The sequence below is a fragment of the Streptomyces sp. 549 genome (genome assembly GCF_030124175.1).
In the GTDB taxonomy this organism is placed as follows: Bacteria; Actinomycetota; Actinomycetes; order Streptomycetales; family Streptomycetaceae; genus Streptomyces.
In genome coordinates this window covers 205,249-229,555 of sequence record NZ_JASKMT010000006.1, presented here as the reverse complement: position 1 = coordinate 229,555, position 24,307 = coordinate 205,249, and the positions used below count along the sequence as shown (strand labels likewise).

General features: G+C 72.3%; 24 protein-coding genes and 1 pseudogene. 15 read left to right on the top strand and 10 right to left on the bottom strand.

What is annotated here, in order from left to right; genetic code table 11:
- The first annotated feature begins 53 nt into the window (after positions 1–53).
- From QNO07_RS10455 to QNO07_RS10440, 4 genes are all read left to right on the top strand, one after another.
- The gene (locus QNO07_RS10455; RefSeq protein WP_283991471.1) at positions 54–194 is read left to right on the top strand and encodes a hypothetical protein; all 141 of its coding nucleotides are present in this window, start codon (positions 54–56) and stop codon (positions 192–194) included.
- 338 nt (positions 195–532) lie between these two features.
- Positions 533–1,072, top strand: a complete 540-nt coding sequence (locus tag QNO07_RS10450; RefSeq protein ID WP_283991470.1) for a sigma-70 family RNA polymerase sigma factor — start codon at positions 533–535, stop codon at positions 1,070–1,072.
- Complete coding sequence (locus QNO07_RS10445) at positions 1,069–1,767, top strand: anti-sigma factor family protein (protein ID WP_283991469.1); 699 nt, start codon at positions 1,069–1,071, stop codon at positions 1,765–1,767. The genes QNO07_RS10450 and QNO07_RS10445 overlap by 4 nt, the downstream gene beginning before the upstream one ends.
- 139 nt (positions 1,768–1,906) lie before the next feature.
- Complete coding sequence (locus tag QNO07_RS10440; protein WP_283991468.1) at positions 1,907–4,213, top strand: HelD family protein; 2,307 nt, start codon at positions 1,907–1,909, stop codon at positions 4,211–4,213.
- 280 nt (positions 4,214–4,493) lie between these two features.
- Here QNO07_RS10440 and QNO07_RS10435 read toward each other — a convergent pair.
- Positions 4,494–4,694, bottom strand: a pseudogene (locus tag QNO07_RS10435) (cold-shock protein); the annotation flags it as partial.
- Positions 4,695–4,951: 257 nt separating this feature from the next.
- On the opposite strand from QNO07_RS10435, the gene QNO07_RS10430 reads away from it, so the two are divergent.
- Together QNO07_RS10430 and QNO07_RS10425 are read left to right on the top strand one after the other, a co-directional pair.
- A complete protein-coding gene (locus QNO07_RS10430) occupies positions 4,952–6,376 on the top strand; it encodes an NAD-dependent malic enzyme (RefSeq protein ID WP_283991467.1) in 1,425 nt (474 codons plus the stop codon).
- 300 nt (positions 6,377–6,676) lie between these two features.
- Entirely contained in the window at positions 6,677–6,958 is a 282-nt protein-coding gene (locus QNO07_RS10425; protein ID WP_007382399.1) for an HU family DNA-binding protein, read from the top strand.
- A gap of 159 nt (positions 6,959–7,117) precedes the next feature.
- Here QNO07_RS10425 and QNO07_RS10420 read toward each other — a convergent pair whose 3' ends face one another.
- The 3 genes from QNO07_RS10420 to murA all read right to left on the bottom strand — a co-directional run bounded on the left by QNO07_RS10420 (position 7,118) and on the right by murA (position 10,375).
- The gene (locus QNO07_RS10420) at positions 7,118–7,837 is read right to left on the bottom strand and encodes an HAD family hydrolase (protein ID WP_283991465.1); all 720 of its coding nucleotides are present in this window, start codon (positions 7,835–7,837) and stop codon (positions 7,118–7,120) included.
- 124 nt (positions 7,838–7,961) lie between these two features.
- Positions 7,962–8,702: a GntR family transcriptional regulator gene (locus QNO07_RS10415; protein WP_283991464.1), complete on the bottom strand. Its 741-nt coding sequence runs from the start codon at positions 8,700–8,702 to the stop codon at positions 7,962–7,964.
- Between the two features lie 344 nt (positions 8,703–9,046).
- Positions 9,047–10,375, bottom strand: a complete 1,329-nt coding sequence (murA, locus tag QNO07_RS10410; protein ID WP_283991463.1) for a UDP-N-acetylglucosamine 1-carboxyvinyltransferase — start codon at positions 10,373–10,375, stop codon at positions 9,047–9,049.
- 180 nt (positions 10,376–10,555) lie between these two features.
- Here murA and QNO07_RS10405 point away from each other — a divergent pair, with 180 nt between their 5' ends.
- The 4 genes from QNO07_RS10405 to QNO07_RS10390 all read left to right on the top strand — a co-directional run bounded on the left by QNO07_RS10405 (position 10,556) and on the right by QNO07_RS10390 (position 13,133).
- Complete coding sequence (locus tag QNO07_RS10405) at positions 10,556–11,116, top strand: YqgE/AlgH family protein (protein ID WP_283991462.1); 561 nt, start codon at positions 10,556–10,558, stop codon at positions 11,114–11,116.
- Between the two features lie 85 nt (positions 11,117–11,201).
- Entirely contained in the window at positions 11,202–11,495 is a 294-nt protein-coding gene (locus QNO07_RS10400; RefSeq protein WP_283991461.1) for a DUF3039 domain-containing protein, read from the top strand.
- A 112-nt stretch (positions 11,496–11,607) separates the two neighbouring features.
- Positions 11,608–12,831 carry a tetratricopeptide repeat protein gene (locus tag QNO07_RS10395; RefSeq protein WP_283991460.1) on the top strand — a complete coding sequence of 408 codons (1,224 nt, stop codon included), beginning with the start codon at positions 11,608–11,610 and terminating at the stop codon, positions 12,829–12,831.
- Positions 12,832–12,992: 161 nt separating this feature from the next.
- Positions 12,993–13,133 carry a DUF6126 family protein gene (locus tag QNO07_RS10390; RefSeq protein WP_283991459.1) on the top strand — a complete coding sequence of 47 codons (141 nt, stop codon included), beginning with the start codon at positions 12,993–12,995 and terminating at the stop codon, positions 13,131–13,133.
- A 13-nt stretch (positions 13,134–13,146) separates the two neighbouring features.
- On the opposite strand, the gene QNO07_RS10385 is transcribed toward QNO07_RS10390, so the two are convergent.
- From QNO07_RS10385 to QNO07_RS10375, 3 genes are read right to left on the bottom strand one after another with little or no spacing between them, the layout of a single operon-like run.
- A complete protein-coding gene (locus QNO07_RS10385) occupies positions 13,147–13,437 on the bottom strand; it encodes a hypothetical protein (RefSeq protein ID WP_283991458.1) in 291 nt (96 codons plus the stop codon).
- A complete protein-coding gene (locus QNO07_RS10380; protein WP_283991531.1) occupies positions 13,434–13,988 on the bottom strand; it encodes a sigma-70 family RNA polymerase sigma factor in 555 nt (184 codons plus the stop codon). The genes QNO07_RS10385 and QNO07_RS10380 overlap by 4 nt, the downstream gene beginning before the upstream one ends.
- A 20-nt stretch (positions 13,989–14,008) precedes the next feature.
- A complete protein-coding gene (locus QNO07_RS10375; RefSeq protein ID WP_283991457.1) occupies positions 14,009–15,565 on the bottom strand; it encodes a sodium:solute symporter family protein in 1,557 nt (518 codons plus the stop codon).
- Between the two features lie 168 nt (positions 15,566–15,733).
- On the opposite strand from QNO07_RS10375, the gene QNO07_RS10370 reads away from it, so the two are divergent.
- Positions 15,734–15,952: a DUF3311 domain-containing protein gene (locus QNO07_RS10370; RefSeq protein ID WP_283991455.1), complete on the top strand. Its 219-nt coding sequence runs from the start codon at positions 15,734–15,736 to the stop codon at positions 15,950–15,952.
- A gap of 36 nt (positions 15,953–15,988) precedes the next feature.
- On the opposite strand, the gene QNO07_RS10365 is transcribed toward QNO07_RS10370, so the two are convergent.
- From QNO07_RS10365 to QNO07_RS10355, 3 genes are read right to left on the bottom strand one after another with little or no spacing between them, the layout of a single operon-like run.
- A complete protein-coding gene (locus QNO07_RS10365) occupies positions 15,989–16,978 on the bottom strand; it encodes an ArsA family ATPase (RefSeq protein WP_283991454.1) in 990 nt (329 codons plus the stop codon).
- Entirely contained in the window at positions 16,969–17,226 is a 258-nt protein-coding gene (locus QNO07_RS10360; protein WP_283991453.1) for a cory-CC-star protein, read from the bottom strand. The genes QNO07_RS10365 and QNO07_RS10360 overlap by 10 nt, the downstream gene beginning before the upstream one ends.
- Positions 17,223–18,923 carry a carbon starvation CstA family protein gene (locus QNO07_RS10355; RefSeq protein ID WP_283991452.1) on the bottom strand — a complete coding sequence of 567 codons (1,701 nt, stop codon included), beginning with the start codon at positions 18,921–18,923 and terminating at the stop codon, positions 17,223–17,225. Before QNO07_RS10355 ends, QNO07_RS10360 begins: the two co-directional genes overlap by 4 nt.
- A gap of 394 nt (positions 18,924–19,317) precedes the next feature.
- On the opposite strand from QNO07_RS10355, the gene QNO07_RS10350 reads away from it, so the two are divergent.
- Genes QNO07_RS10350 through QNO07_RS10335 form a run of 4 tightly spaced genes read left to right on the top strand, consistent with a single transcriptional unit; the run spans position 19,318 to position 24,132 of the window.
- Positions 19,318–20,676 carry an extracellular solute-binding protein gene (locus QNO07_RS10350; protein ID WP_283991451.1) on the top strand — a complete coding sequence of 453 codons (1,359 nt, stop codon included), beginning with the start codon at positions 19,318–19,320 and terminating at the stop codon, positions 20,674–20,676.
- 4 nt (positions 20,677–20,680) lie between these two features.
- The gene (locus QNO07_RS10345; RefSeq protein ID WP_283991450.1) at positions 20,681–21,580 is read left to right on the top strand and encodes a carbohydrate ABC transporter permease; all 900 of its coding nucleotides are present in this window, start codon (positions 20,681–20,683) and stop codon (positions 21,578–21,580) included.
- On the top strand, positions 21,577–22,425 hold the full coding sequence (locus QNO07_RS10340; RefSeq protein WP_283991449.1) for a carbohydrate ABC transporter permease: 849 nt from the start codon (positions 21,577–21,579) through the stop codon (positions 22,423–22,425). Before QNO07_RS10345 ends, QNO07_RS10340 begins: the two co-directional genes overlap by 4 nt.
- Positions 22,426–22,428: 3 nt before the next feature.
- Complete coding sequence (locus tag QNO07_RS10335; RefSeq protein ID WP_283991448.1) at positions 22,429–24,132, top strand: beta-N-acetylhexosaminidase; 1,704 nt, start codon at positions 22,429–22,431, stop codon at positions 24,130–24,132.
- Positions 24,133–24,307 lie beyond the last annotated feature (175 nt).

Below are 24,307 nucleotides of genomic sequence, written 5' to 3'. Positions count from 1 at the left end.
CCGGCCGCAATCGGGTTGTTCCTGATGCCGCTATCACAGCTGGAGTGGCGATCGTGCTGGGTCCCCTCGCCATCACGTTCGGAGTCCTGGGACTCCTCAACAAGGTGAACCAGGGCACCTCAACCATCTGGTTGCTTGTCGGGCTGGTCCTGACTGGCCACCTGCTGCTGCTGTTCGGCGGGGCGTCTCCCTGAGGGCTGTCCCGCTCCCTGAGGGCTGTCCCGCGTTCATGAGTCCCCCGTCGTTTCGCTGACGGGGACTTCGCTGACGGGGACTCCGTGCTCGTGTGGTGAGGCCCCCTCGGAGCGGGGGCACTCCGCAGGGCCCGCGTCCACCCGGCCCTCTCACCGCATGTCCCCGCCCACCATCTCCGGCTCACCCCTGACCAGCGGTGACGGCCCGCACGGGGCGGTGCCCCGGCGGGCCGCCGGAAAGTCGACGACGGCGAATCCGGTCGGCGCTGAACGCCCCCGGCCAGGACTGCGTATGAGTGTGACAAGAAACGTTGCACGGTATCGACCAGGGGGCAAGCGTGAGTGAGGATGCCTGCGTGGCTGACAGAACGTCGCAGGACGACGCCCTCATGAAGGCCCTCTACGACGAGCACGCCGGGCCTCTGCTCGGATTCGTCCTCAGACTGGTGGGCGGAGATCGTTACCGGGCAGAAGACGTGGTGCAGGAGACCCTGCTGCGCGCTTGGCGCAACGCGGACCAACTGCAACGCGCAACCGGCTCCATACGTCCGTGGCTGGTGACGGTTGCCCGGCGCATCGTCATCGACGGGCACCGCAGCCGGCAGGCACGGCCGCAGGAGGTGGACGCGGCTCCGCTGGAGTCGATGCCGGCAGCGGACGAGATAGATCGGGCACTTCGCCTGATGACGATCTCCGAAGCTTTGTCAGACTTGACCGACGCGCACCGCGAGGCGCTGGTCGAGACGTACTTCAAGGGGCGAACGGTGAATGAGGCGGCGGCAGTGCTCCAGGTCCCTCCGGGAACGGTGCGTTCCCGGGTCTTCTACGCGCTGCGCTCCATGAAGCTCTCGCTTGAGGAAAGAGGAGTGACAGCATGACCTCGCCGCCCGCGCACCACACCGACGTCGGCGCATACGCGATCGGTGCGCTCGACTCGGCCGACGCGGCCCGCTTCGAGGAACATCTCGCAGCCTGCCAGCGCTGCGCCATCGAGCTGGAAGAACTGATGGGCCTCGGCCCGCTGCTGGCCGAGTACAGCCACACCGCCCCCGACATCCCCTCCCTCACCCCCCGTCCCAGCAGGCAGCTGATGGACAACCTCATGGGGACCGTCGTCGCCGAACGCCGGGGGCGCAAGCGCCGCCGGCTGTACCTGGTGGCGGCTGCCGCGGCACTGGTCGTCGGCGGCCCGCTGGCCGGCGCCGCACTGCTCGGCGGCGGCGACCAGGCGCCGCAGAACAGTACGGTTCAAGCCATGTTCGAGAGCGGCGACAAACTGACCGCCACCGATCCGAACACCAAGGCCGACGCCGTCGTCTCGCTCAACGACAAGGAGTGGGGCACCGAGGTCTCCCTCAAGCTGGCCAACGTCTCAGGGCCGCGCGTCTGCGGGCTTGTCGCGGTCGGCAAGGACGGCACCGAGCAGACCGTCACCACCTGGGCGGTGCCCGAGGGCGGCGGTTGGAAGAAGGCCCGCATCTACCACGGCGGGGCCGCCTACGAGCGGGACGAGATCGACCGCTTCGAGGTCCGCACCATCGAAGGCGAGAAACTCGTCACGGTGACCGCCTGACGCTCCACCGTGACCACCTGACGACGCGCGCCCCCTTCACGCCTACCGTGTGCGCCATCACCTCCGCAGTCGCGTACGGTTAACGGCTGCCCTGGGTGACAGCAGAAGGGGGCCCGCGTTGAAGGCGCAGGACACAGGCGTGCGTGACCGCGAAGTCAACGGTGAGCAGGCCCATCTGGACGCGGTGTACCGCCGTCTGGAGGAGAAGATCCACGAGGCGGAGTTCCTCATGGACGACGCCGCCAAGCGTGCCCAGGTGGGCACGCCCGGCGCGCTCGCCGAGCGGGACGCCCAGGTGTTCCAGGCGGGAGTCCACCTCAGCCGGCTCAACAACGAGTTCGAGGACTTCCTCTTCGGCCGCATCGACCTGCTCGCCGGCAAGGACGGCAAACGCGGACCGGACGGGGCGTTCACCTCGGTCGAGCCCGCCGACGACGCACTGCGCCCGGACGGCACCGCCGACATCGCCGAGACGCTGCACATCGGGCGGATCGGCGTGCTCGACGCCGAGTACACCCCGCTGGTCATCGACTGGCGGGCACCGGCCGCCGCGCCCTTCTACCGGTCCACCCCGGTGGCGCCGGGCCGCGTCGTCCGGCGCCGGGTGATCCGCTCCCGGGGCCGCCGCGTCCTGGGCGTCGAGGACGACCTGCTGCGCCCGGAGGTGACGGCCGCGCTGGACGGCCGGGAACTCGCCGTGGTCGGCGACGGCGCGCTGATGGCCGCGCTCGGACGGGCCCGCACGCACGCCATGCGCGACATCGTGTCCTCCATCCAGGCCGAGCAGGACATGGTGATCCGGGCGCCCGCCGCCTCCGTCACCGAGGTCGAGGGCGGCCCCGGCACCGGCAAGACCGCCGTCGCCCTGCACCGCGCCGCCTACCTGCTCTACCAGGACCGGCGCCGCTACTCCGGCGGCATCCTCATCGTCAGCCCCACCCCGCTGCTGGTGTCCTACACCGAGGGCGTGCTGCCCTCGCTCGGTGAGGAGGGCCAGGTCGCCATCCGCGCGCTCGGCTCGCTCGTCGAGGGCGCCGAGGCCGAGGTGTACGACCCGCAGCCCGTCGCCCGGGTCAAGGGCTCGGGCCGGATGTGCAAGGTGCTGCGCCGGGCCGCGCGCGGCACGCTGGAGGACCGCGCCGCAGCCGCGGCGGCAGCCGCCGGGGCGGGGGAGCGGCTGCGCGTCGTCGCGTTCGGCGCCCGCGTCGAACTGGACGCGGACCGGCTGGCCGCCATCCGCGAGACCGCCTTCGGCGGCACCGCGCCCGTCAACCTGCTGCGCCCGCGCGCCCGGCGGCTGCTGCTGGACGCGCTGTGGGAGAAGTCCGGCGCCCGCAGCCGCTACAGCGACCCCGAACTCGCCGCGGAGGCCCGCGAGGCGTTCGACGAGGACATCTCCACCGAGGACGACTTCACCGGCTTCCTCGACGCCTGGTGGCCCGAGCTGACGCCCCGGCAGGTGCTGGCCGCGATGGGTGACGAACGGCGCCTGGGGCGCTGGGCGCGGCGCATCCTGTCGCCCCGCGACATCCGGCGGCTGGCCCGCTCGCTGTCCCGCCTCGACGCGCAGGGCAGCGGGCCGCTGTCCGTGCACGACGTGGCCCTGCTCGACGAGCTCCAGACCCTGCTCGGCCTCCCGGCCCGGCCGCGCAAGCGGGTCGCCGACCCGCTGGACCAGCTCACCGGCCTGGCCGAACTGAGCACCTTCGCCGACCGCGACCCCACCCGCCGACGGCACCGCTCGGAACGCGCCGAACGGCCCGAGGACGAGCGCCGCGACTACGCGCACGTCATCGTGGACGAGGCGCAGGACGTCACCCCCATGCAGTGGCGCATGATCGGCCGCCGCGGCCGGCAGGCGACCTGGACGGTGGTCGGGGACCCGGCGCAGAGCTCCTGGTCCGACCCCGAGGAGGCCGCCGAGGCCCGGGACGAGGCGCTGGGAGCCAGGCCCCGGCGCCGCTTCGAGCTGACCGTCAACTACCGCAACCCGTCCGAGGTCGCCGAGCTGGCGTCCCGCGTTCTGGCGCTCGCCATGCCGGGCGTGCAGCCGCCGCGCGCGGTGCGCTCAACCGGGCTGGTGCCGCGCTTCGTGACGGCGACGGCAGGTGGACTGGCCGCCGCCGTGCGGGAGGAGGCCGCCCGGCTGCTCGGTGAGGTGGACGGAACGGTGGGCGTGGTGGTGGCCATGACCCGCCGTGAGGAGGCCGCGCGCTGGCTGGACGGCTTGGGCGACCGGGTGGTGGCGCTTGGCAGCCTGGAGGCCAAGGGCCTGGAGTACGACGCGACGCTGGTGGTCTCCCCGGCGGAGATCGCCGACGAGTCGCCGGCCGGGCTGCGGGTGCTCTACGTCGCCCTCACCCGGGCCACCCAGCAGCTGTCGATCGTCGCGACCGAGCGCGACCTGCCCGACGCCGAGGGAGTGCCGGACCTGCTCCGCGACTGAGCGCGCGGGCCCGCTCCCCGTCCCGGAACGCCCGGGAGCGGGCCGTTGCGCCTCCGGGGTCGACGGCCCGCTCCCGGGCGTTGTCCCAGTTCACGCGCGGGAGACAGTTCGGGCGGGGGTTTGTTAGCCTGGTCTTGGCACCGGCCCGATCCATGCCCCCGGGCCCAACCATCGTCGCTCAGAGCGACCACTTGCCGCGAGGCGAGCTGGCGGGTCGGTGCCACCTACTTCCACTAGGTCCGCGCCTGCACCCGGTCCGCGCCTGCAAGCGCTGCCAGCCGAGGACGCGCACCTGGTCCGCCTGCGGGCCCTTCTGGCCCTGCGAGATCTCGAACTCCACCCGCGCCGCCTCGTCGAGGCTGCGGTAGCCGTTCCCGGTGATCGAGCTGTAGTGGACGAATACGTCAGGTCCGCCGTCCGCCTGCTCGATGAAGCCGAAACCCTTCTCGGCGTTGGACCACTTCACGGTTCCCTGGACCATGCTGCTGCTCCTGGAGGTCTTGAGGCTGTGCGAGGCAGAGCCTGAGGGCTGTGGGATTCGCCGCACGGCCCCCGGAACGGATTCCCGGCGGAGATTTCCCGCTAAGGAGTGGTGGCGGCACCGGTGCTGACGCCCTCTCGCATGGTGGAAACTTTATTTCCAGAACTCCGGGGTGGTTACCTCGTACCGGACGGTAGGTGGGACCATTCGGGAGCACGCGCGAACAAGCGATCCAGGAACAGCAGAGGGACACGACCATGGCAACGGCGCCCAGCGTCTCGTACTCGATGACCGTCCGACTGGAGGTCCCGGCCGGGGGCAGTTCGGTCGGGCAGCTCACCACGGTCGTGGAATCCTCCGGCGGGCACGTCACCGGCCTCGACGTCACCGCCTCCGGTCACGAGCGCCTGCGCATCGACGTGACGGTCGCGGCCCGGTCCACCGACCACGCGGCGGAGATCGTCGAGGAGCTGGGCCGCATCGAGGGCGTCGCCCTCGGCAAGGTCTCCGACCGGACCTTCCTGATGCACCTCGGCGGCAAGATCGAGATGACCTCGAAGCATCCCATTCGCAATCGCGACGACCTCTCGATGATCTACACGCCGGGCGTGGCGCGGGTGTGCACGCAGATCGCGGAGAACCCCGAGGACGCGCGCCGACTGACGATCAAGCGCAACAGCGTCGCGGTCGTGACCGACGGCTCAGCCGTCCTCGGCCTGGGCAACATCGGGCCCAAGGCCGCGCTGCCCGTCATGGAGGGCAAGGCGGCGCTGTTCAAGCGGTTCGCCGGGATCGACGCCTGGCCGCTGTGCCTGGACACCCAGGACACCGACGCCATCGTGCAGATCGTCAAGGCCATCGCGCCCGGCTTCGCCGGCATCAACCTGGAGGACATCTCCGCGCCGCGCTGCTTCGAGATCGAGGCCCGGCTGCGCGAGGCCCTCGACATCCCGGTCTTCCACGACGACCAGCACGGAACCGCCATCGTGGTGCTCTCCGCCCTGTACAACGCGCTGCGGGTGGTCGGCAAGGACATCGGCGCGGTGCGGGTCGTGATGTCCGGCGCCGGGGCGGCCGGCACGGCGATCCTGAAGCTGCTGATGGCCGCAGGCGTCAAGCACGCCGTGGTCGCCGACATCCACGGCGTGGTGCACGCCGAACGTGCCGACCTGGCCGGCGACGGCAACGGCTCGGCGCTGCGCTGGATCGCGGACAACACCAACCCCGAGGGCGTCACCGGCACGCTCAAGCAGGCCGTCGCCGGTGCGGACGTCTTCATCGGTGTCTCCGCCCCCAACGTGCTGGACGCCGAGGACGTCGCCAGCATGGCGGAGGGCGCGATCGTCTTCGCGCTTGCCAACCCCGACCCCGAGGTGGACCCGGCGGTGGCACGGCAGACCGCCGCCGTCGTCGCCACGGGCCGCTCGGACTTCCCCAACCAGATCAACAACGTGCTGGTCTTCCCGGGCGTCTTCCGCGGCCTGCTCGACGCCCAGTCGCGGACCGTCAACGACGAGATGATGCTCGCCGCGGCCCGCGCGCTCGCCGACGTGGTCGGTGAGGACGAGCTCAACGCCAACTACATCGTGCCCAGCGTCTTCAACGAGAAGGTGGCCGGCGCGGTGGCCGACGCCGTCCGGGAGGCCGCCAAGGCCGCCGCGGACCGCTCCGAAACGGTGTGAGCACCGCCACGAACGCCTGATCCCCGGCGCGTCGCGGGCCCTGCGGGGCCGTCCGCGCGCTTAGGGTTGCGGCAGACGTGACGGGCCTCGGGCCCGGGAGCGCCACCGCGGTGAAACGCCGGTGCTGTGGCAGGGCCCGGCAGGGCGCCGGATTGGCTTTCCCGCCGCTGGTGGGGGCAGGATGCGTTCCGGGCGCGAGGGTCTGTGCGCAGACCCGGTCCGGGGATTGTCCTAACGCCCTGGCAGCATCGGCTTCGATCTCACGCCTCATCGGCAAGAAGAACACGGGAGTAACAGACTATGAACCGCAGTGAGCTGGTGGCCGCCCTGGCCGACCGCGCCGAGGTGACCCGCAAGGACGCCGACGCCGTGCTGGCCGCCTTCGCCGAGACCGTCGGCGAGATCGTCGCCAAGGGCGACGAGAAGGTCACCATCCCGGGCTTCCTGACCTTCGAGCGCACGCACCGCGCCGCTCGCACCGCCCGCAACCCGCAGACCGGCGACCCGATCCAGATCCCGGCCGGGTACAGCGTCAAGGTCTCCGCGGGCTCCAAGCTCAAGGAAGCCGCCAAGGGCAAGTAAGTCCCACGACGGACGACGGGGCGGCCATCCCACAGGGGTGGCCGCCCCGTCGTGCTGTCACCGGCCTGTTGCCGGGCCTGCCATCGCGTGTCACCGGGCCTGTCGTCGCCTGTCACCGGGCCTGTGGCCGCGGCTGTGCTGCCACGGCGCTGCCGCAGGTCAGGCCGGCGGCAGGGCCGTGCCCGCGGGCGCGTCGAAGGGGAAGTCGGCCAGCCGCACCGAGCGCAGCGAGTCCGTCACCGTCGTGCGCGGGCCCGGCTCGATGCCCGGCACCGACGGCACCGCCAGGACCCGGCAGCCCGCCGCCAGAGCCGCCCGTACGCCGGTGGGGGTGTCCTCCACGGCGAGGCAGTCCGCCGGATCGACACCGAGCCGTGTGCAGGCGGCCAGATACGGCTCCGGGTGGGGCTTGCCCCGGGCGCTCTCCCCGTTGGCCACCGACAGCACGAACCGCTCGGTGCCCAGCGCCGCCAGCACCAGGTCCGCCACCGGCCGCTCCGACGCGGTCACCAGCGCCACCGGAACCCCCATCGCGCGGGCGGCGTCCAGCAGCTCCAGCGCGCCCGGCTGCACCCGCACCCCGGCGGCCACCCGGCGGGTGAACTCCGCGTCCAGCCGCCCGGCCGCGTCCGCCTCGGTCAACACGGTGCATGCCGCCACACGGGTGGCGGCGTCAGCCACCGTCAACCCCGCGAACTCCGTCACCCCTGAAACACCGGTGCCCTTCTCCGCCCCGACATGCTCCAGCAGCTCGGCGACGGTCAGCAGCCACTCGTGCTCGGTGTCGACAAGCGTGCCGTCCATGTCGCACAGCAGCGCGGCGGGACGGCCCGGGACGGGACGGCCCTGAGGGGGAGGGGGAGGGAAGGAGGCGGGCATGCGGCGTCGCTCGATTCTGCGCGGAGGCGTACGGGACGGGCGGGGCGGAAGGGACGGGCGGGGCGGTCCGGGGACGGGCGTACAGCGGCTGGGGACCGGCGGGGCGGCCCGGGGCCCGGTGGGCTCAGGACCTCGTGTTGCGGGCGAGCGGGTTCACCTGGGTGGAGTTGCGCACGGTGAAGACGACCGAGCCGGGCCGGTAGCGGTCGTCGGAACTCTCCACCGGACGGCCCTCGGCCGTGGTCGTGGTCCGGCGCACCCGCAGCAGCGGACTGCCGCGCCGCACCGACAGGCGGGCCGCGTCGACCGTGCCGGCGGCGACCGCGTCGATGTGGTGCTCGCCGTGCGCGCACACCAGCCCGGTGTCGGCGTACAGCTGCTCGGTGACGGAGACGCAGTCGTCCGCGAGGGCCTGCACGGCAGGGGCGATCCACCCCGCGTACACCGTGCGCTCCAGCAGCACCGGCGAGCCGTCCAGGGTGCGCACCCGCAGCACGCGCAGCACGTCCGCCCCGGGGGCCAGTTGCAGCAGTGTGGCCTCCTCGCCCGTGGCGGAGCCCACCGCCGACTCCAGGACCAGCCCGCCGGGGCGGTGGCCGCCGGCGCGGGCCCACTGGGCGAAGCTGCGCAGCTCGGCGAACGACTGGCTGGGCGCGGCGGAGAGCACCACCCGGCGGGCACCCTGCCGCGAGCCGATCAGCCCCTCCGACTGGAGGGCGCTCACCGCCTGCCGCACGGTGCCGCGCGAGACCTGGTGCACGTCGGCGAGTTCGGCCTCCGACGGCAGGGTGGTGCCCACCGGGTACCTGCCGCGGGCGATCGCCCGGCGCAGTTCCTCGGCGATCTGCTCGTGCCGTCGGATCACGGGGCTCCTCGCATCGTCGTGCCGCCTGCCACACCGCTGCCGATGATGCCACCTGTGTGCAGCGGCGGGCCCACCCGGGCGGGCGGCGGGAACCGGCGGCCGTACCGCGAGCCGCATCCGGCCCGCCAAGGGAGCCAGGTCGCAAGGCAGTTCACGGTCCGGGACGGCGCGGCGCGGGGGAGTGGGCACAGGACGGGTCCCGCGCACCTTGTCCATACAGGTGACGCCTCCGGTGGGCCGGCGGTGGCGCGTCCGCCGGGGCGGCGCGGCAGGCCGCCGGGACGCCGAAGGGGGCGGTCGCGCACGGCGACCGCCCCCTTCGGGACGCGGGAGCGACGGACCGCCTAGGCGGGCAGCTCCACCTTGGCGCCCAGCGCCGGGAGCTTCTCCATGAAGTTCTCGTAGCCGCGGTTGATCAGGTCGATGCCGTGCACCCGGGACGTGCCCTGCGCGGCCAGCGCCGCGATCAGGTACGAGAAACCGCCGCGCAGGTCGGGGATGACCAGGTCGGCGGCCTGGAGCTTGGTCGGGCCGGAGACGACCGCCGAGTGCAGGAAGTTGCGCTGCCCGAAGCGGCAGGGCGTGCCGCCCAGGCACTCGCGGTAGAGCTGGATGTGTGCGCCCATCTGGTTGAGCGCCTCGGTGAAGCCCAGCCGGGACTCGTAGACCGTCTCGTGCACGATCGACAGGCCCGACGCCTGGGTCAGCGCGACGACCAGCGGCTGCTGCCAGTCGGTCTGGAAGCCGGGGTGCACGTCCGTCTCCAGCGCGATGGCCTTCAGCGGGCCGCCGGGGTGCCAGAAGCGGATGCCGTCGTTGTCGATCTCGAACTGGCCGCCCACCCTGCGGTAGGTGTTGAGGAAGGTCATCATCTCGCGCTGGCCGGCGCCGCGCACGTACACGCTGCCCTCGGTGGCCAGGGCGGCGCAGGCCCAGGACGCGGCTTCCAGCCGGTCGGGCAGCGCCTGGTGGTTGTAGCCGCCGAGCTTGTCCACACCGGTGATGCGGATCGTGCGGTCGGTGTCCATCGAGATCATCGCGCCCATCTTCTGCAGCACGCAGATGAGGTCCTCGATCTCGGGCTCGACGGCCGCGTTGGAGAGTTCGGTCACACCTTCGGCCAGAACGGCCGTCAGCAGCACCTGCTCGGTGGTCCCGACCGACGGGTACGGCAGTTTGATCTTGGTGCCGCGCAGGCCGTGCGGTGCCTCCAGGTACTGGCCCTCGGGGCGCTTCTCGATGACCGCGCCGAACTGGCGTAGCACGTCGAAGTGGAAGTCGATCGGCCGTCCGCCGATGTCGCAGCCGCCCAGACCGGGGATGAAGGCGTGCCCCAGGCGGTGCAGCAGCGGGCCGCAGAAGAGGATCGGGATGCGGGACGAACCGGCGTGCGCGTCGATGTCGGCGACGTTGGCGCTCTCCACGTGCGAGGGGTCGAGCACCAGCTCAGCGGCCTCCTCGCCGCCGCGGACCGTCACCCCGTGCAGCTGGAGCAGGCCGCGCACCACCCGAACGTCGCGGATGTCGGGCACGTTGCGCAGGCGGCTCGGCTCACTGCCGAGCAGGGCGGCGACCATGGCCTTGGGCACGAGGTTCTTCGCGCCGCGGACGCGGATCTCGCCCTCGAGCGGGGTGCCGCCGTGGACGAGCAGTACATCATCGGTGCCGGTCATGGAACTCGCGATCTCTACATGCGGGCTGGGGACAAAAGGAATGCTAACGGCCGACGGCAGCGGATCCGTAGACCCGCGCACCGGTGCCACGCTCCGCGTGCGGGCGAACGCGTGAGGTGACCGGCCCCGGTTCTCCCCGTTGGCGTCCCGGAAACCGCCCCCGTGCGGGATCATTGGGGCATGCCCGAGGCGTCCTTGCTCACCGGACGGCTGCTGGTCGCGACACCGGCACTGGCCGACCCGAACTTCGACCGCGCGGTCGTGCTCCTCCTCGACCACGACGAGGAGGGCTCACTCGGCGTGGTCCTGAACCGGCCCACTCCCGTGGGCGTCGGCGACATCCTGGAACCCTGGGCGTCGCTGGCCGACGACCCCGGGGTGGTGTTCCAGGGCGGCCCGGTCTCGCTCGACGCGGCGCTGGGCGTCGCCGTCATCCCCGGCGCCGAGGGCCCTAAGGGCTGGCGGCGGGTGCACGGCGCGATCGGCCTCGTCGACCTGGAGGCCCCGCCGGAGAAGCTCGCCGCGGCGCTCGGCTCGCTGCGCATCTTCGCCGGATACGCCGGCTGGGGGCCGGGGCAGCTGGAGGACGAGCTGGCCGAGGGCGCTTGGTACGTGGTGGAGTCCGAGCCGGGCGACGTCTCCTCGCCGTCCCCCGAACGCCTGTGGCGCGCGGTGCTGCGCCGACAGCGCAGCGAACTGGCCATGGTCGCCACCTACCCGGACGACGCCACCCTCAACTGAGCCCGTCCGGCGCCGGGACGCCCCGGGCGGAGTCGGGGCGCGGGGTGCGGACGCGGCCAACCCGGCTTGAGTACCCTTGGATTCCATGAGCACTCTTGAGCCCGAGCGCGGCACGGGAACCGGCACCCTCGTCGAGCCGACCCCGCAGGTCTCCCACGGCGACGGCGACCACGAGCGGTACGCCCACTACGTCCAGAAGGACAAGATCATGGCCAGCGCGCTCGACGGTACGCCCGTCGTCGCGCTCTGCGGCAAGGTCTGGGTGCCGGGCCGGGACCCGAAGAAGTACCCGGTCTGCCCCATGTGCAAGGAGATCTACGAGTCCATGAACTCCGGCGGCGACAAGGGCAAGGACGGCAAGGGCGGCGGCAAGAAGTAGCCGCACGCCACGGCGGACGCTGACCCGCAGGGCTCGGACCGGCCCCCGGCGCGCCTCGGTGCGCCCGGGGGCCGACCTGTCGTCACGGCGGGCTGACGCGGAGGGGACGAGGGTGGCCGAAGGCGAGCTGGCCGACGAGGACCGGGTGCGGCTCGTGCAGGAGCTGTGCGGCGCCGGACTGTTCGGCCAGGCCGAGGCGATGCTCGACGACGACTGGGTGCGCCGGTCCGGCAGCCGCGGCTACCTGCTGCGGGCCTACGTGAACGCCCTGAAGGGCGAGCCGCAGCGTAGCCGCGAGGCCGTGGACTGGGCGCTGCTGAGCATGCAGGACGACGTGCCCGGCCGCCTGGACCTGCTCTGCCTGGCCGGGCACGTGCTGCTGGCGCTGGGCGACGAGCACCGGGCGCTGGCCGTCGCCCGCCGGGCGGCGGCCGACGACCCGCACGACTGGCGTCCGCCCGTGCTGCTCGCCGACGCGTACGTGGAGCTGGGCCGGGTGCCGCAGGGCATAGCCGCGGCCCGGCGCGCGGTGGCGCTCGCCCCGCACGAGGGAGAGGCCCAGCTGGCGCTGGCCCGGTCCCTGGAGCGGTATCCGCAGGGCCTGGGCCGCTTCGGCGAGGGCGCCCGCCGGGCCCGCGCCGAGCGGGACGAGGCGCGGCAGCGCGCGTCGGTGCTGGGCGCCGAGGGCGAGACGACGCGGCGCGGACGCCTGCGGGCCGAGGCGGTGCTGCGGGTCGTGCTGGTGGTGGGGCCGCTCGCCGTGATGACGGTGCACCTGTGGTGGGGCCTGGCCCTGGTGGTGCTGGTGCACGCCGCCTTCGCCGCCGTCGTGCTGCTGGCGCACCGGCGCCGCGGTGGCCGGCCCTTCGACCGGCTCCAGGCGGCGCGGGCGATCGCCCGCGAGGAGTGGCAGACCGATCCGGTGCGGCGCCGGACGGCCGGCCTGGGCGCGGTGGCGCTGGTGCCGCTGGCGGCGTTCGCCACCACCGGCATCGCCGCCGCTTACGGGGCCGAGGGCAGGCTGTGGCCGTGGGCGGGTGTGCTGGCCGCGGCTCTCGCCTCGCTCGCGCTGCTGGCGCTGGGCGCCGCGCTGCTGCGCTGGTGGTACGGCGCCGGTTTCCTGCGGACGGCGGTGGCGCCGCTGCGGCCGGTGGGCTGGCAGCCGGCGGTCAACGCGGCGTTCGCGGTGGTCACGCTGGCGGCGGCCTCCTGGCCGGGCGCGGTCGGTACCGGCTGGTGGTTGGCCCTGACCGGGCTGCACGCGCTCTGGGCGGTCGGCGGCATGCTCGGCAATGCGGTGCGGCAGTTCCGCGTCGCCCGCCTCGCCGCCGGCTGAGCCGCCTCGCCGCCGGCTGGGCCGCCGCGGGCCGGCTGAGCGGGTCGGGCCCCGGGGTACGGACCGCCGCACCGGCGTGGCACCGTGGTGGCGTACTCGCGGGGCGCCGTCCGGCTGCCCGGTGCGGTGGCGCGGGTCGGCACGGAGAGGGGCGGCCCGCGATGGCCCAGCACGGAGCAGGCACCGAGCGGTGGAAGGAGCGCAGCGTCTGGCTGCGCGTGTTCATCTACGTCTTCGCCACCCATCTCTTCGCCTTCTTCGTCATGCTGCTGTTCTACGTGGGCGATCACGCCCCGAAGTGAGCGCCGCCCTCAGTCAGGGGTGTGGCCGCAGGAGTGATGCCAGGCTGAGCCGGCCGTCGGCGCCGGAGAAGATCACGCCCTGAGTGGACGGGGTCTGGTTCAGGACCCACAGGCCGATCAGCGTGGCCGCGGCGAAGACGACCGCGATGAGCACCGCGAGGACGAGCCGCCGTCGGCGTTCGCGGCGCAACCACTCGCCGCGTGCCGTGCGGTAGGCGTCGGGTGCGGCGTGCACGCCGTCGGCCAGTGCCTGCAGGGCCTCGCGCAGCTCCCGCTCCGTGCGGTCCGGACTGGTGTTGTTCATCGCCGGGCCTCCATGGCCTGGGTCAGCGCGGTGGTGCCGCGTGAGGTGTGTGTCTTCACCGAACCGCAGGAGATGCCCATCGCGGCGGCGATCTCGCTCTCCTTCAGTCCGAGCCAGTGCCGCAGCACGAGCGCCTCGCGCTGGCGCGGCGGCAGTTGCTGGAGCGCGTCGATGAGGACCCGCTGGTCCTCGCGCAGCAGCACGGTGCTCTCGGCGGACGCGACGGTCTCGTCCGTCGGGGTCTCCACGTGCTTGCGGGCGACCTGGAGGTGGCGTATCCGCATACGGGTCAGGTTGCACACGGTGGAGCGCAGATACGCCTCAGCGGTCTCGACGTCCCGCAGGCGCCGCCACCTGCGGTAGATCTGGTAGTAGGCCTCCGCCACCACGTTCTCCGGGTCGTCCGCGCCGAGCAGGACGGCGAGGCGCAGCATCGAGGAGTAGTGCAGCTCGAAGAGCCGGGCGAGGCCGGCCTCGCGTTCCAGGTCGGCCGGATCTGCCGGCGGGGGCGCGAGGGGCTCGGCCGGCTGTGCGGTGGAGGGTTCCCGCAGGGGGGTCGTGTGTCTGCGTCTCACGGGTTGTCTGCTCCTGTCTCCGGGCGCCACCTGGCGGTAAGGCGCGACGGCAGGCCGGTCAGATCGGCGCCGCGTGCGACGCCGAGGCGTTCGAGGGCCGCGGTCCCGGCCGCGGCGACGGTCAGGTTGAGCAGCAGGGCGGCAAGCCCCGCGTAGATCTCCAGCGGTCCGGAGCCCAGCGGCACGAGGGGGGAGAACCCTTCGCGCACGACCATGAAGGTCCCGGCGACCATGCCCACGCCCCACCCGGCGAGCAGTGCCCGCGGATGCAGCCGCGCGGTGAACAGCCCCACGGCCACCGCGGGGAAGATCTGCAGAATCCAGACCCCGCCGAGGAGCTGGAGGTTGATGGCGTCCTGGTCGCGCAGGCCGAACACGAAGGCCACCGCGCCCACCTTGGCGGTGAGCGACACCGCCTTGGCGATGCGCACCTGGCGCTTGGGCGTGGCGGTGGGGTGGACGTACTCGACGTACACGTTGCGTACGAAGCTGGTGGCCGCCGCGATGGACATCACGGCGGCCGGGACGAGCGCCCCCACGGTGATCGCGCCGAACACCAGCCCGGCCAGCGCCCCCGGCATCAGCTGGTCGACCAGCATCGGCACGGCGGACTCGGCGCCTCCCAGAGGTGCCCGCACTCCCGCCGCGAGCGCGGCGATACCCAGGAATCCGAACAGTGCGAGGAGCCCCGTCCAGGCGGGAAGCGCCACGCTCACCTTGCGCAGGGTGCGCGGGCTGTCGGCGGCGAAGGCGGCGGTGAGCACGTGGGGGTACATCAGCAGGGCAAGCGCGGAGCCGAGGGCGAGTGTGGCGTAGGCGGGCTGCTGCTCGGGGGACAGGAGCAGGGGGGAGTGGGCCACGTCCGTGCCGCCGAGCCGCCGGGCCGCGCCCTCGAACACGGCGCCGGGCCCGCCGAGCCGCTCCAGGACCAGCCAGCACACGGCGGTCAGGGAGACGAAGACCGCCACCGCCTTGAGCGCGGAGATGACGGTGGGGGCGCGCAGCCCGTGCCGGTAGGTGGCCACCGCGAGCCCCGCGAACAGCGCCACCATCACCAGGGCGCCGGCCGCCCCCTGCGGGTACACGCCGCCGGCGGTCAGCACCGCGCGTATGCCGAGCAGTTGAAGCGCCAGATACGGCATGGTCGCCAGGATGCCGGTCAGCGCGACCACCAGGGCCAGCGGCGGCGACCCGTAGCGTCCGCGTACGAAGTCGGCGACGGTGACGTAGCCGTTCCGGCGGGCCACGGTCCACAGGCGGCTCAGCAGGACGAAGGCGATCGGGCAGACGATCACCGTGTACGGCACCGCGAAGAAGGCGGCGCCGCCGTTGCCGTACGCCAGTCCGGGGACGGCGGTGAAGGTGTAGGCGGTGAAGATCGTGCCGCCGAGCAGCAGCCAGGTCCAGACGGGGCCGAGGCTGCGGTCGGCCAGCGCCCAGCCCTCCAGCGAGGGCAGCTTGTCATTGGGGTGCAGGCGGCGCGCGGTCATGGCGAGCAGTGACGCTCCGCCGATCACGGCGAGGAACGTCGCGGTCATGGCGACGTCGGCCATGGGTCACCGTCCTTGCGTGCCTGTGCCCTCGCAGAAGAGTTGCGCCGGGGGCCTGTCCGGAGGACAGGGGAACCGGGGGGAAATCTCGTGGAAACTTGCTGTCAACCGGTTCAGGCGGCTGGGCAACTCTTGCACAGACCGGCATCGAGCGGGAGAGGAGCGCAGGTCATGGGGCGTAGGGGTCCTCAGCGGCTGCGGCGCGTCGCGATCGCCGTACTGCTTCTCGCGCCCGCCGCAGGCCTGCTGTGGGTCCCCTGGTACGCCGGTGCGAGCCCGATGCTCGCCGGGACGCCGTTCTTCTACTGGTACCAGCTCGCCTGGGTGCCGGGGTGCGCCCTCTGCCTGCTCGCCGCGTACGCGCTGACGGACCGGGACCGTCGCGGCTGATCCCGCACGGGCCCGGCCGGGCCGGGTGTCCGGAACTCAGGAGGAGGGTCCGAGCCGGTCGGCCAGCGCGGCGAGTGCCTCGGTGCCCACCAGATCCCCCGGCAGCAGCGGCACGTCGAGCAGCGGTACGTCCGGGATCTGCTGCCGCAGTCGGACGAGGTGCCGGTCCTCCTGCTCCCGGCGCCGGGCGAGCAGCTCACCGGCGTCCGCCGGGGAACGGCGGTTGGCGACGAGAGCGGACACGTCGACGCCGAGGCCGGTGAGTCTGTCGTACACCTCCATGGTCTCGGCGATCGGCAGCAGCTCGGCGGCCAGCACGACCACGAACCCGGTCCTGGTCGGGTCCGTCACCACTTCGCGCAGCCGGGCGAAGCGGTCGCGCCGGGTGACGAGGATCCGGCGCAGCTCGGCGTCGCGGTCGGTCTCCTCGCCGCCGCCGAGGCCGCGCAGCGCGTCGCCGAACCGCTCGGACCGGTCACGGTTGGCGAGCAGGGCCTCGGTCCAGGAGGTGAGCTGCTCGGGCAGTGCGAGCAGCCGCAGCGTGTGGCCGGACGGGGCGGTGTCGAAGACGACCAGGTCGTACGCCTCCTCCCCGAGCTCCACCGCCTCGGCGATCCGCTCCAGCACCGCCGACTCGTGGGTGCCGGGGGCCTGCCGGGCCAGCTCCAGGTGCCGGGCGGCCGGTGCGTGCATCCGCTCGGGGAGCAGACGCCGCATCGTCCCGGCGACAGCGGACAGGTGCTGCTCGACCGTGCGCTCCGGGTCGATCTCCAGCCCGTCGACGCACCCCGCCGTCCCGGCCCCGGGGGTGAGGTCCCCGGGGCCGGCGAGGCGCGTGGGCTCGTCGCCCACGGGGCGGTCCCAGAGGTGGCCGAGGTTGTGGGCGGGGTCGGTGGAGACCAGCAGCACGCGGGCGCCCGCCCAGGCCCGGCCGAGGGCGAGCGCTGCGGCGACGGACGTCTTGCCGACCCCGCCCTTGCCGCCGACGAAGACGACCCTGCGCGAGGTGATGAGGTCTAGCAGCATCCGACGTGCTCCAGTGGCGAGTGGTCCATGCCCATCCGAAGGTGCCAGGCGTGGAAGTCCTCGTAGAGGGCGGGCATCAGCTCGACGGTGTAGTACGCCGCCGGGTCGGGTACGCCCAAGGCCTCCGCGAGGACGACCATCCGGAAGAGGTCGTCCTCCTCGCGCCGGGCGCGGGCGAAGGTACGCCGGTAGGGGCCGGCGTAGAACTCCTCCAGCCCGGCCCGGAGCGAGGCCCAGCGGGTTGTCACCTCCTCAGCCCGGCGTTCTCCGTCGCGTCGGCGTCAAGGGCCTCCGGCGGCTCCTGGGACGCCCGCCGCATCGCGACGACCGCCTCGAAGGCGACCCACACGGCGGCGACGATGATGACGACGTCGATGGCCAGCAGCAGCCAGTCCCCGGCCTCGTAGAGGTCGCCGAGCTGTGCGAGCGCGGCCCAGAAGGCCATTGCGAACACGAACACGAGCGGCACCAGCACGGGCGCCGGGTTGCGGCGCTTGCGGATCAGCATGACCGCGACGATGGACAGGGTCAGGGCGGCCAGCAGCTGGTTGCTGGTGCCGAACAGCGGCCAGATGCGGAGGCCGCCGGCGCCGTCGGCGCCCTGGCTGAAGGTGAGTCCCATGCCGGCGGCGAGCACGACGAGGGTGCCGACACCGTTGTTGATCTTCAACCTCGCGACCTCGCCGGCCTCCTGGACGACGAAGCGCAGCAGGCGCACGCCGGTGTCCATGGTGGTGGCGGCGAACAGGATCGCCATGGTGGCCAGGACCGTCGAGCTGAGCGAGGCCGGCAGGCCCAGACCGCTGTTGACGATCTGGCCGCCGCCCGTGACGAACGCCCCGACCCCGCCCTGGCCGAAGGCGGTGTAGACGGCCTCCCAGTCGGCCAGGGTGCGGAAGCCCGCGACGGCGGCGATGATCGCGCCGAGCGCGAGCATGCCCTCGCCGACCGCGCCGAAGTAGCCGACGAAGCGGGCGTCGGTCTCCTTGTCCAGCTGCTTCGACGTGGTGCCCGAGGAGACCATGCCGTGGAAGCCGGAGATCGCACCGCACGCGATGGTGACGAAGAGCAGCGGCAGGAGGTCCGGGGTGCCCGCGGGGACGGCGTCGTTGAAGGCCGGGGCGACGACCGTCGGGGCGCTCAGCAGCACCGAGACGAACAGGATGCCGAGCCCGACGAAGAGCTGGATGCCGTTGATGTAGTCACGCGGCTGGAGCAGCACCCACACGGGCAGCAGGGAGGCAGTGCCGGCGTAGACGAAGAGGGCCACGATCCAGAAGGTCGCCGGGGACATGCCCAGGATCGGGTCGGGCAGCTCCACCGGGACGGCGTCACCGAGCAGGATCAGGCCGTAGAGCGCCACGACACCGACCACGGTGACCAGGCCGAGGCTCATCTTGTAGCGGTAGATCGCCTGGCCGACCAGCAGCGCCACCGCGACCGCGCCCCAGGCTGGGATCACGGCCGAGGGGGTGGAGACCAGCAGGTTCGTGATGACCACCGCGAAGGCCGCGATCACCATCAGGAGCAGCAGGAAGATCACGACGAGGAAGAGGTTCGCGCCCCGGCGGCCGATGTAGCGGCCGGAGAGCGTGCCCATCGAGCGGCCCTTGTTGCGCACCGAGGCCCACAGGGCGCCCAGGTCGTGCATGCCCGCGAAGAAGACCGTGCCGAGCGTGACCCACAGGAACGCGGGCAGCCAGCCCCAGATCACGGCGACTGCGGGGCCGACGATCGGCGCCGCGCCCGCGACCGAGGTGAAGTGGTGGCCCCACAGGACGAACTTGTTGGTCGGGACGTGGTCCACGCCGTCCTGCAGTTCGTGCGCGGGCGTGGTGAAGGACGCGTCAAGCCTGTAGACCCGGTCGCCCAGGAACTTCGAGTAGAGGACGTATCCGCCTGCGAACATCGCAAGGCCGATCAACAGCAGCGGAATGGCGTTCATGGAAGATGCCTTCTGGGTTCAGGGAGCTGGAGTCGCCGCCCGGCACGGGACGTGCGCCACCGGCACGGTGCGGGTCCGTCCCCGCTGCCGACCACCGGTGCGTCTACCTCCTGTGCGGATGCCGCGAGCCAGCCGCCCGGCGGTTATCCAAGAGTTGTCGAGGGTCCCGATTCGGTTGACAGCGGATTGCGTCGAAGTTCCGGGCGCGGGTCAGAGGTGTGTCGCCGCCCGGCAGGCGCCGCCGGTCCGGCGTTGCACGCAGTGCGCCCGCACGTCACGAAATGGTCGAGACCTCTTGTCGTCGTGCCCGGATGAGCCATAGCCTCCAGCGAAGTTGTGCAGCACGAAACACACGTTGCACATGCTGCAATGCCGATCCGCCGGGAGTACCACCATGAAGCTCTCCGCCCGCGTTCCGTCCCGCAGGTCCCACCGCCTTCCCACCCGCCTTCCCACCCGCCTGGCCGTTCCCCTGGCCGCACTCGCCCTCGCCGGGGTCACCGCCACCGGCTGCGCCCCCGGCACCTCCGCCGGCAACGGCGCCTCCGAGGACAACAAGAGCGGCACCCTGCGGGTGTGGCTGTTCCAGGAGGTCAACAACAAGCCGAAGGCCGACATCGTGCAGGACGCCGTCAGCGCGTTCACCGCACGCCACGACGACGTCAAGGTCGACGTGCAGTACATACCCGTCGACAGCCGGGCCGAGAAGATGAAGGCCGCCTTCAACGACCCCTCCTCCGCACCCGACCTGATCGAGTACGGCAACACCGACACCGCCGGCTACGTCGCCGACGGCGGACTGGCCGACGTCACCGAGGAGTTCGGCGACTGGGACGAGGCCTCCGACACCGACCCCGCCGCGAAGGAGTCGGTCACCGTCGACGGCAAGGTGTACGGCGCCCCGCTGTTCGTCGGCGTGCGGGCCCTGTACTACCGCACCGACGTCTTCGACGACCTCAACCTGGAGGTCCCCACCACGCTCGGCGAGGTGGCCGCCACGGCGAAGAAGATCCGCAAGGAGCGCCCCGAGCTGTACGGCCTCGCGGTCGGCGGTGCCAACACCTACGGCGCGATGCCGTTCCTGTGGGCCCACGGCGGCGAACTCGCCGAGGAGAAGGACGGCGGTCACACCGCCGCCGTCGACAGCCCCGAGGCGAAGAAGGGCATCAAGGCGTACACCGACCTCTTCGGCACCGACAACTGCCCCGCCGCCAAGTGCGCCCAGATGGGCGGCAACGACAACGTGCAGACGTTCGCGGGCGGCAAGTCCGCCATGGTCGTCGGCGGCGACTTCAGCCGGCAGGCCATGGAGGACGGCGCGGTCAAGGGCAAGTACAAGGTCGTCCCGCTGCCCGGCGTCAACAAGGGCGACATCGCCCCGGCGTTCGCGGGCGGCAACAACCTCGGCGTGCTCAAGAGCAGTTCGCACCGCACGCTCGCCGTCGACCTGATGCGCGAACTCGCCGGCAAGGAGACCCAGCGCAAGCTGTTCGACGCCATGGGCTTCCTGCCCACCTTCTCCGACACCCGCCAGCAGGTCGCCTCCGACGAGCCCTTCGTCGAGCCGTTCGTGCGCACCCTGGAGGCCGGCGCCAAGTTCGTTCCCGCCACCCCCGCCTGGGCCCAGATCGACGCCGGCCAGGTCCTGCCCACGATGCTCCAGGAGGTCGCCACCGGCCGCAAGGACGTCGACACCGCGGCCCGGGACGCCGCGAAGAAGATGGACGACGCCTTCCAGAAGGCCCAGGACTGACCCGATGGCCCGCACCACCGCCGCACCGCGCGGGGGCGCCTGGACGCCCTGGCTCTATCTCGCCCCCGCGCTGGTCGTCCTCGCCGGACTGCTCGTCTACCCGATCTACCAGCTGGGCCTGATCTCCTTCCTGGAGTACAACCAGGCCCAGGTCAGCGGCGGTGCCCCCACCACCTTCCGGGGACTGGACAACTACGCCGAACTCTTCGGCGACAGCCAGTTCTGGAGCGTGCTCACCGCCACCGTCGTCTTCGCCGCCGCCTGCGTCATCTCCACGCTCGCCGTCGGCTGCGCCCTGGCGGTGCTGCTCACCCGCATCAGGGCCGTGCCCCGGCTGCTGCTGATGATCGCCGCCATGGGCGCGTGGGCCACCCCGGCCATCACCGGCTCGACCGTGTGGGTGTTCCTCTTCGACGCCGACTTCGGGCCGGTCAACAAGCTGCTCGGACTGACCGACTTCTCCTGGACGTACGGCCGCTACAGCGCCTTCGCGCTGGTGCTGTTCGCCGTCGTGTGGTGCTCGTTCCCCTTCGTGATGGTCACCATGTACGCCGGAATCCGCGCGATCCCCTCCGAGGTGCTGGAGGCCGCCTCGCTCGACGGCTCCTCCACCTGGCGGACCTGGCGCAGCATCATGGCGCCGATGCTCAAGCCCATCCTCGTCGTGGTGACGATCCAGTCGATCATCTGGGACTTCAAGATCTTCACGCAGATCTACGTGATGACGGGCGGCGGCGGCATCGCCGGCCAGAACCTCGTGCTCAACGTCTACGCCTACCAGAAGGCGTTCGCCTCCTCGCAGTACAGCCTCGGCTCGGCCATCGGCGTCGTCATGCTGCTGATCCTGCTGGCCGTGACGCTCGTCTACCTGCGACTGATCCGACGCAAGGGGGAGGAGCTGTGAGCAGCCCGCTCCGTTTCACCGTCAGGAAGCCCTGGCGGCTCGCCGCCGAGGCCTCGGCGCTGCTCGTCGCGGCCGTCGTCGCCTTCCCGCTGTACTGGATGGTGCTGTCCGCGTTCAAGCCGGCCGGAGAGGTGCAGTCCGCGCAGCCGCGCCCCTGGACGCTCGCCCCGACGCTGGACTCCTTCCGCCGCGTCTTCGAACAGCAGGACCTGGGCCGCTACTTCGTCAACAGCCTGCTCGTCGCCGGAACCGTCGTGGTGGCCTCCACCCTCATCGCGTTCCTGGCGGCGACGGCCGTCACCCGGTTCCGCTTCCGGTTCCGCACCACGCTGCTGATCATGTTCCTCATCGCCCAGATGGTGCCCATCGAGGCGCTCACCATCCCGATGTTCTTCCTGATGCGCGACGCCGGGCTGCTCAACACCCTCGGTTCGCTCATCCTGCCCCACCTGGCGTTCTCGCTGCCGTTCGCCATCTGGATGCTGCGCGGCTTCGTCCGGGCGGTGCCGGAGGCACTGGAGGAGCAGGCCTACATCGACGGGGCGAGCCGCACCCGGTTCCTGTGGCAGATCCTCTTCCCGCTGGTCTTCCCCGGCCTCGCCGCGGTCAGCGTCTTCTCCTTCATCTCCGCCTGGAACGACTTCCTGTTCGCCAAGTCGTTCATCATCAGCGCCACCGAGAACTCAACCCTGCCCATGGCGCTGCTGGTCTTCTTCGACACCGACACACCCGACTGGGGCGGTGTCATGGCGGCGTCGACCGTCATGACCGTGCCCGTGCTCGTCTTCTTCGTCCTCGTCCAGCGACGCCTGGTCTCCGGACTCGGCGGCGCAGTGAAGGATTGACCCATGGACTCCGCAGTGACCGACCCGCACGCCCCCGCCCTGGTGCCCGCCCCCGCCGGCCCGCCCGGCGCGCCGGACGGACCGCCGACCGTGCTCGACGCCCGCACCGTGCTCCACGCCGGACCGGGCACCGAGGACACCGCCCGCTGGCTGCGCGCCACCGTCGGCGCCGCCACCGGCCTGCCGCTGCCCCCCGCCGGCCCGGCGGACGGCTCGGCGGACGCTCCCGGGGAGGAAGCCCCCGCGGCGGACGGGCACACCGCCGTCCACCTCGCCGTGTCCGACGACGTGGCCGGTGAACTCGGTCCCGAGGGCTACCGGCTGACGGTCGACGAGCGGGGCGTCACCCTCCACGGCGGCGCCGCCGCCGGGGTGTTCTGGGGCGCCCAGACCCTGCGCCAGCTGCTCGGCCCCGACGCCTGCCGCCGCGCCCCCGTCACCGGCCGCGACCGGTGGCCGCTGCCGCGCGGCACCCTCACCGACCGGCCGCGGTTCGCCTGGCGCGGCCTGATGCTCGACGTGTCCCGGCACTTCACGCCCAAGGACGGCGTGCTGCGGTACATCGACCTGCTCGCAGCCCACAAACTGAACGTGCTGCACTTCCACCTGACCGACGACCAGGGCTGGCGCGTCGAGATCAAACGGCACCCCCGCCTCACCGAGCAGGGCGCCTGGCGCCCGCGCACCCGGGTCGGCCACCGCGCCTCCGACATCTGGGACGAACGCCCGCACGGCGGCTACTACACCCAGGACGACATCCGCGAGATCGTCGCCTACGCCGCCCGGCGACACGTCACCGTCGTGCCCGAGATCGACATCCCCGGGCACTCCCAGGCCGCCATCACCGCCTACCCCGAACTGGGCAACACCGACGTCGTCGACACCACCGCGCTCGGCGTGTGGACGGACTGGGGCGTCAGCCCGCACGTGCTGGCCCCCACCGAGCGCACGCTGCGCTTCTACGAGGGGGTGCTGGAGGAGGTGCTCGACCTCTTCCCCAGCCCTTACGTGCACATCGGCGGCGACGAGTGCGTCAAGGACGAGTGGCGGGCGTCGGCCACCGCGCAGCAGCGCATCGCCGACCTCGGCGTCAAGGACGAGGACGGCCTCCAGTCCTGGTTCATCGGGCACTTCGCCCAGTGGCTGGCCGCCCGCGGACGCCGCCTCATCGGCTGGGACGAGATCCTCGAAGGCGGCCTGCCCGCCGGCACGGCCGTCTCCTCCTGGCGCGGCTACGCGGGCGGCATCGCCGCCGCCGAAGCCGGCCACGACGTGGTGATGTGCCCCGAGCAGCAGGTCTACCTCGACCACCGGCAGGCCGACGGACCCGGCGAGCCGGTGCCGATCGGCTACGTGCGCAGCCTGCGCGACGTCTACCACTTCGAGCCGGTGCCGCCGCAACTGGCCGGAACCGAGCGGGAGAAGCACGTCATCGGCACCCAGGCCAACATGTGGACGGAGGTCACCGAGACCCGGCAGCGCATCGACTACCAGCTCTTCCCGCGCCTCGCCGCGTTCGCCGAGGTCGCCTGGAGCCCCCGGGAGAACCGCGACTGGGCGGACTTCGAACGCCGCATGCACGACGCCCACTACGCACGCCTGGACGCGTTCGGCGTCGACTACCGGCCGCCCGCCGGACCCCGGCCCTGGCAGCAGCGGCCCGGAGTCCTCGGACGTCCGATCGAAGGGAGCCCCCCGATCGTGTGACCCTGCCGCCCCGCAGGCATGGCTCCCCGCGACGGCGGAAAACCGGGGCCCGCACCCGGTTTTCCGCAATCCCTGCAAAAGCCGCCAAGGGTGACAAGCGGTATCTGGTGCGCCGCTCGGGCGACATCGGTGCGAAAGCGGGTGAACGATGACGGTGCGGGTGCGAACACCCTTC

Coding starts and splice junctions, on each gene's coding strand:
- QNO07_RS10445 (WP_283991469.1), top strand. CDS start 1,069: ATGACCTCGCCGCCCGCGCACCACACCGACGTCGGCGCATACGCGATC.
- QNO07_RS10390 (WP_283991459.1), top strand. CDS start 12,993: ATGGCCCAGCACGGAGCAGGCACCGAGCGGTGGAAGGAGCGCAGCGTC.
- QNO07_RS10375 (WP_283991457.1), bottom strand. CDS start 15,565: ATGGCCGACGTCGCCATGACCGCGACGTTCCTCGCCGTGATCGGCGGA.
- QNO07_RS10405 (WP_283991462.1), top strand. CDS start 10,556: ATGCCCGAGGCGTCCTTGCTCACCGGACGGCTGCTGGTCGCGACACCG.
- QNO07_RS10350 (WP_283991451.1), top strand. CDS start 19,318: ATGAAGCTCTCCGCCCGCGTTCCGTCCCGCAGGTCCCACCGCCTTCCC.
- QNO07_RS10425 (WP_007382399.1), top strand. CDS start 6,677: ATGAACCGCAGTGAGCTGGTGGCCGCCCTGGCCGACCGCGCCGAGGTG.
- QNO07_RS10370 (WP_283991455.1), top strand. CDS start 15,734: ATGGGGCGTAGGGGTCCTCAGCGGCTGCGGCGCGTCGCGATCGCCGTA.
- QNO07_RS10355 (WP_283991452.1), bottom strand. CDS start 18,923: ATGAACGCCATTCCGCTGCTGTTGATCGGCCTTGCGATGTTCGCAGGC.
- QNO07_RS10420 (WP_283991465.1), bottom strand. CDS start 7,837: ATGCCCGCCTCCTTCCCTCCCCCTCCCCCTCAGGGCCGTCCCGTCCCG.
- QNO07_RS10335 (WP_283991448.1), top strand. CDS start 22,429: ATGGACTCCGCAGTGACCGACCCGCACGCCCCCGCCCTGGTGCCCGCC.
- QNO07_RS10345 (WP_283991450.1), top strand. CDS start 20,681: ATGGCCCGCACCACCGCCGCACCGCGCGGGGGCGCCTGGACGCCCTGG.
- QNO07_RS10430 (WP_283991467.1), top strand. CDS start 4,952: ATGGCAACGGCGCCCAGCGTCTCGTACTCGATGACCGTCCGACTGGAG.
- QNO07_RS10365 (WP_283991454.1), bottom strand. CDS start 16,978: ATGCTGCTAGACCTCATCACCTCGCGCAGGGTCGTCTTCGTCGGCGGC.
- QNO07_RS10400 (WP_283991461.1), top strand. CDS start 11,202: ATGAGCACTCTTGAGCCCGAGCGCGGCACGGGAACCGGCACCCTCGTC.
- murA (WP_283991463.1), bottom strand. CDS start 10,375: ATGACCGGCACCGATGATGTACTGCTCGTCCACGGCGGCACCCCGCTC.
- QNO07_RS10385 (WP_283991458.1), bottom strand. CDS start 13,437: ATGAACAACACCAGTCCGGACCGCACGGAGCGGGAGCTGCGCGAGGCC.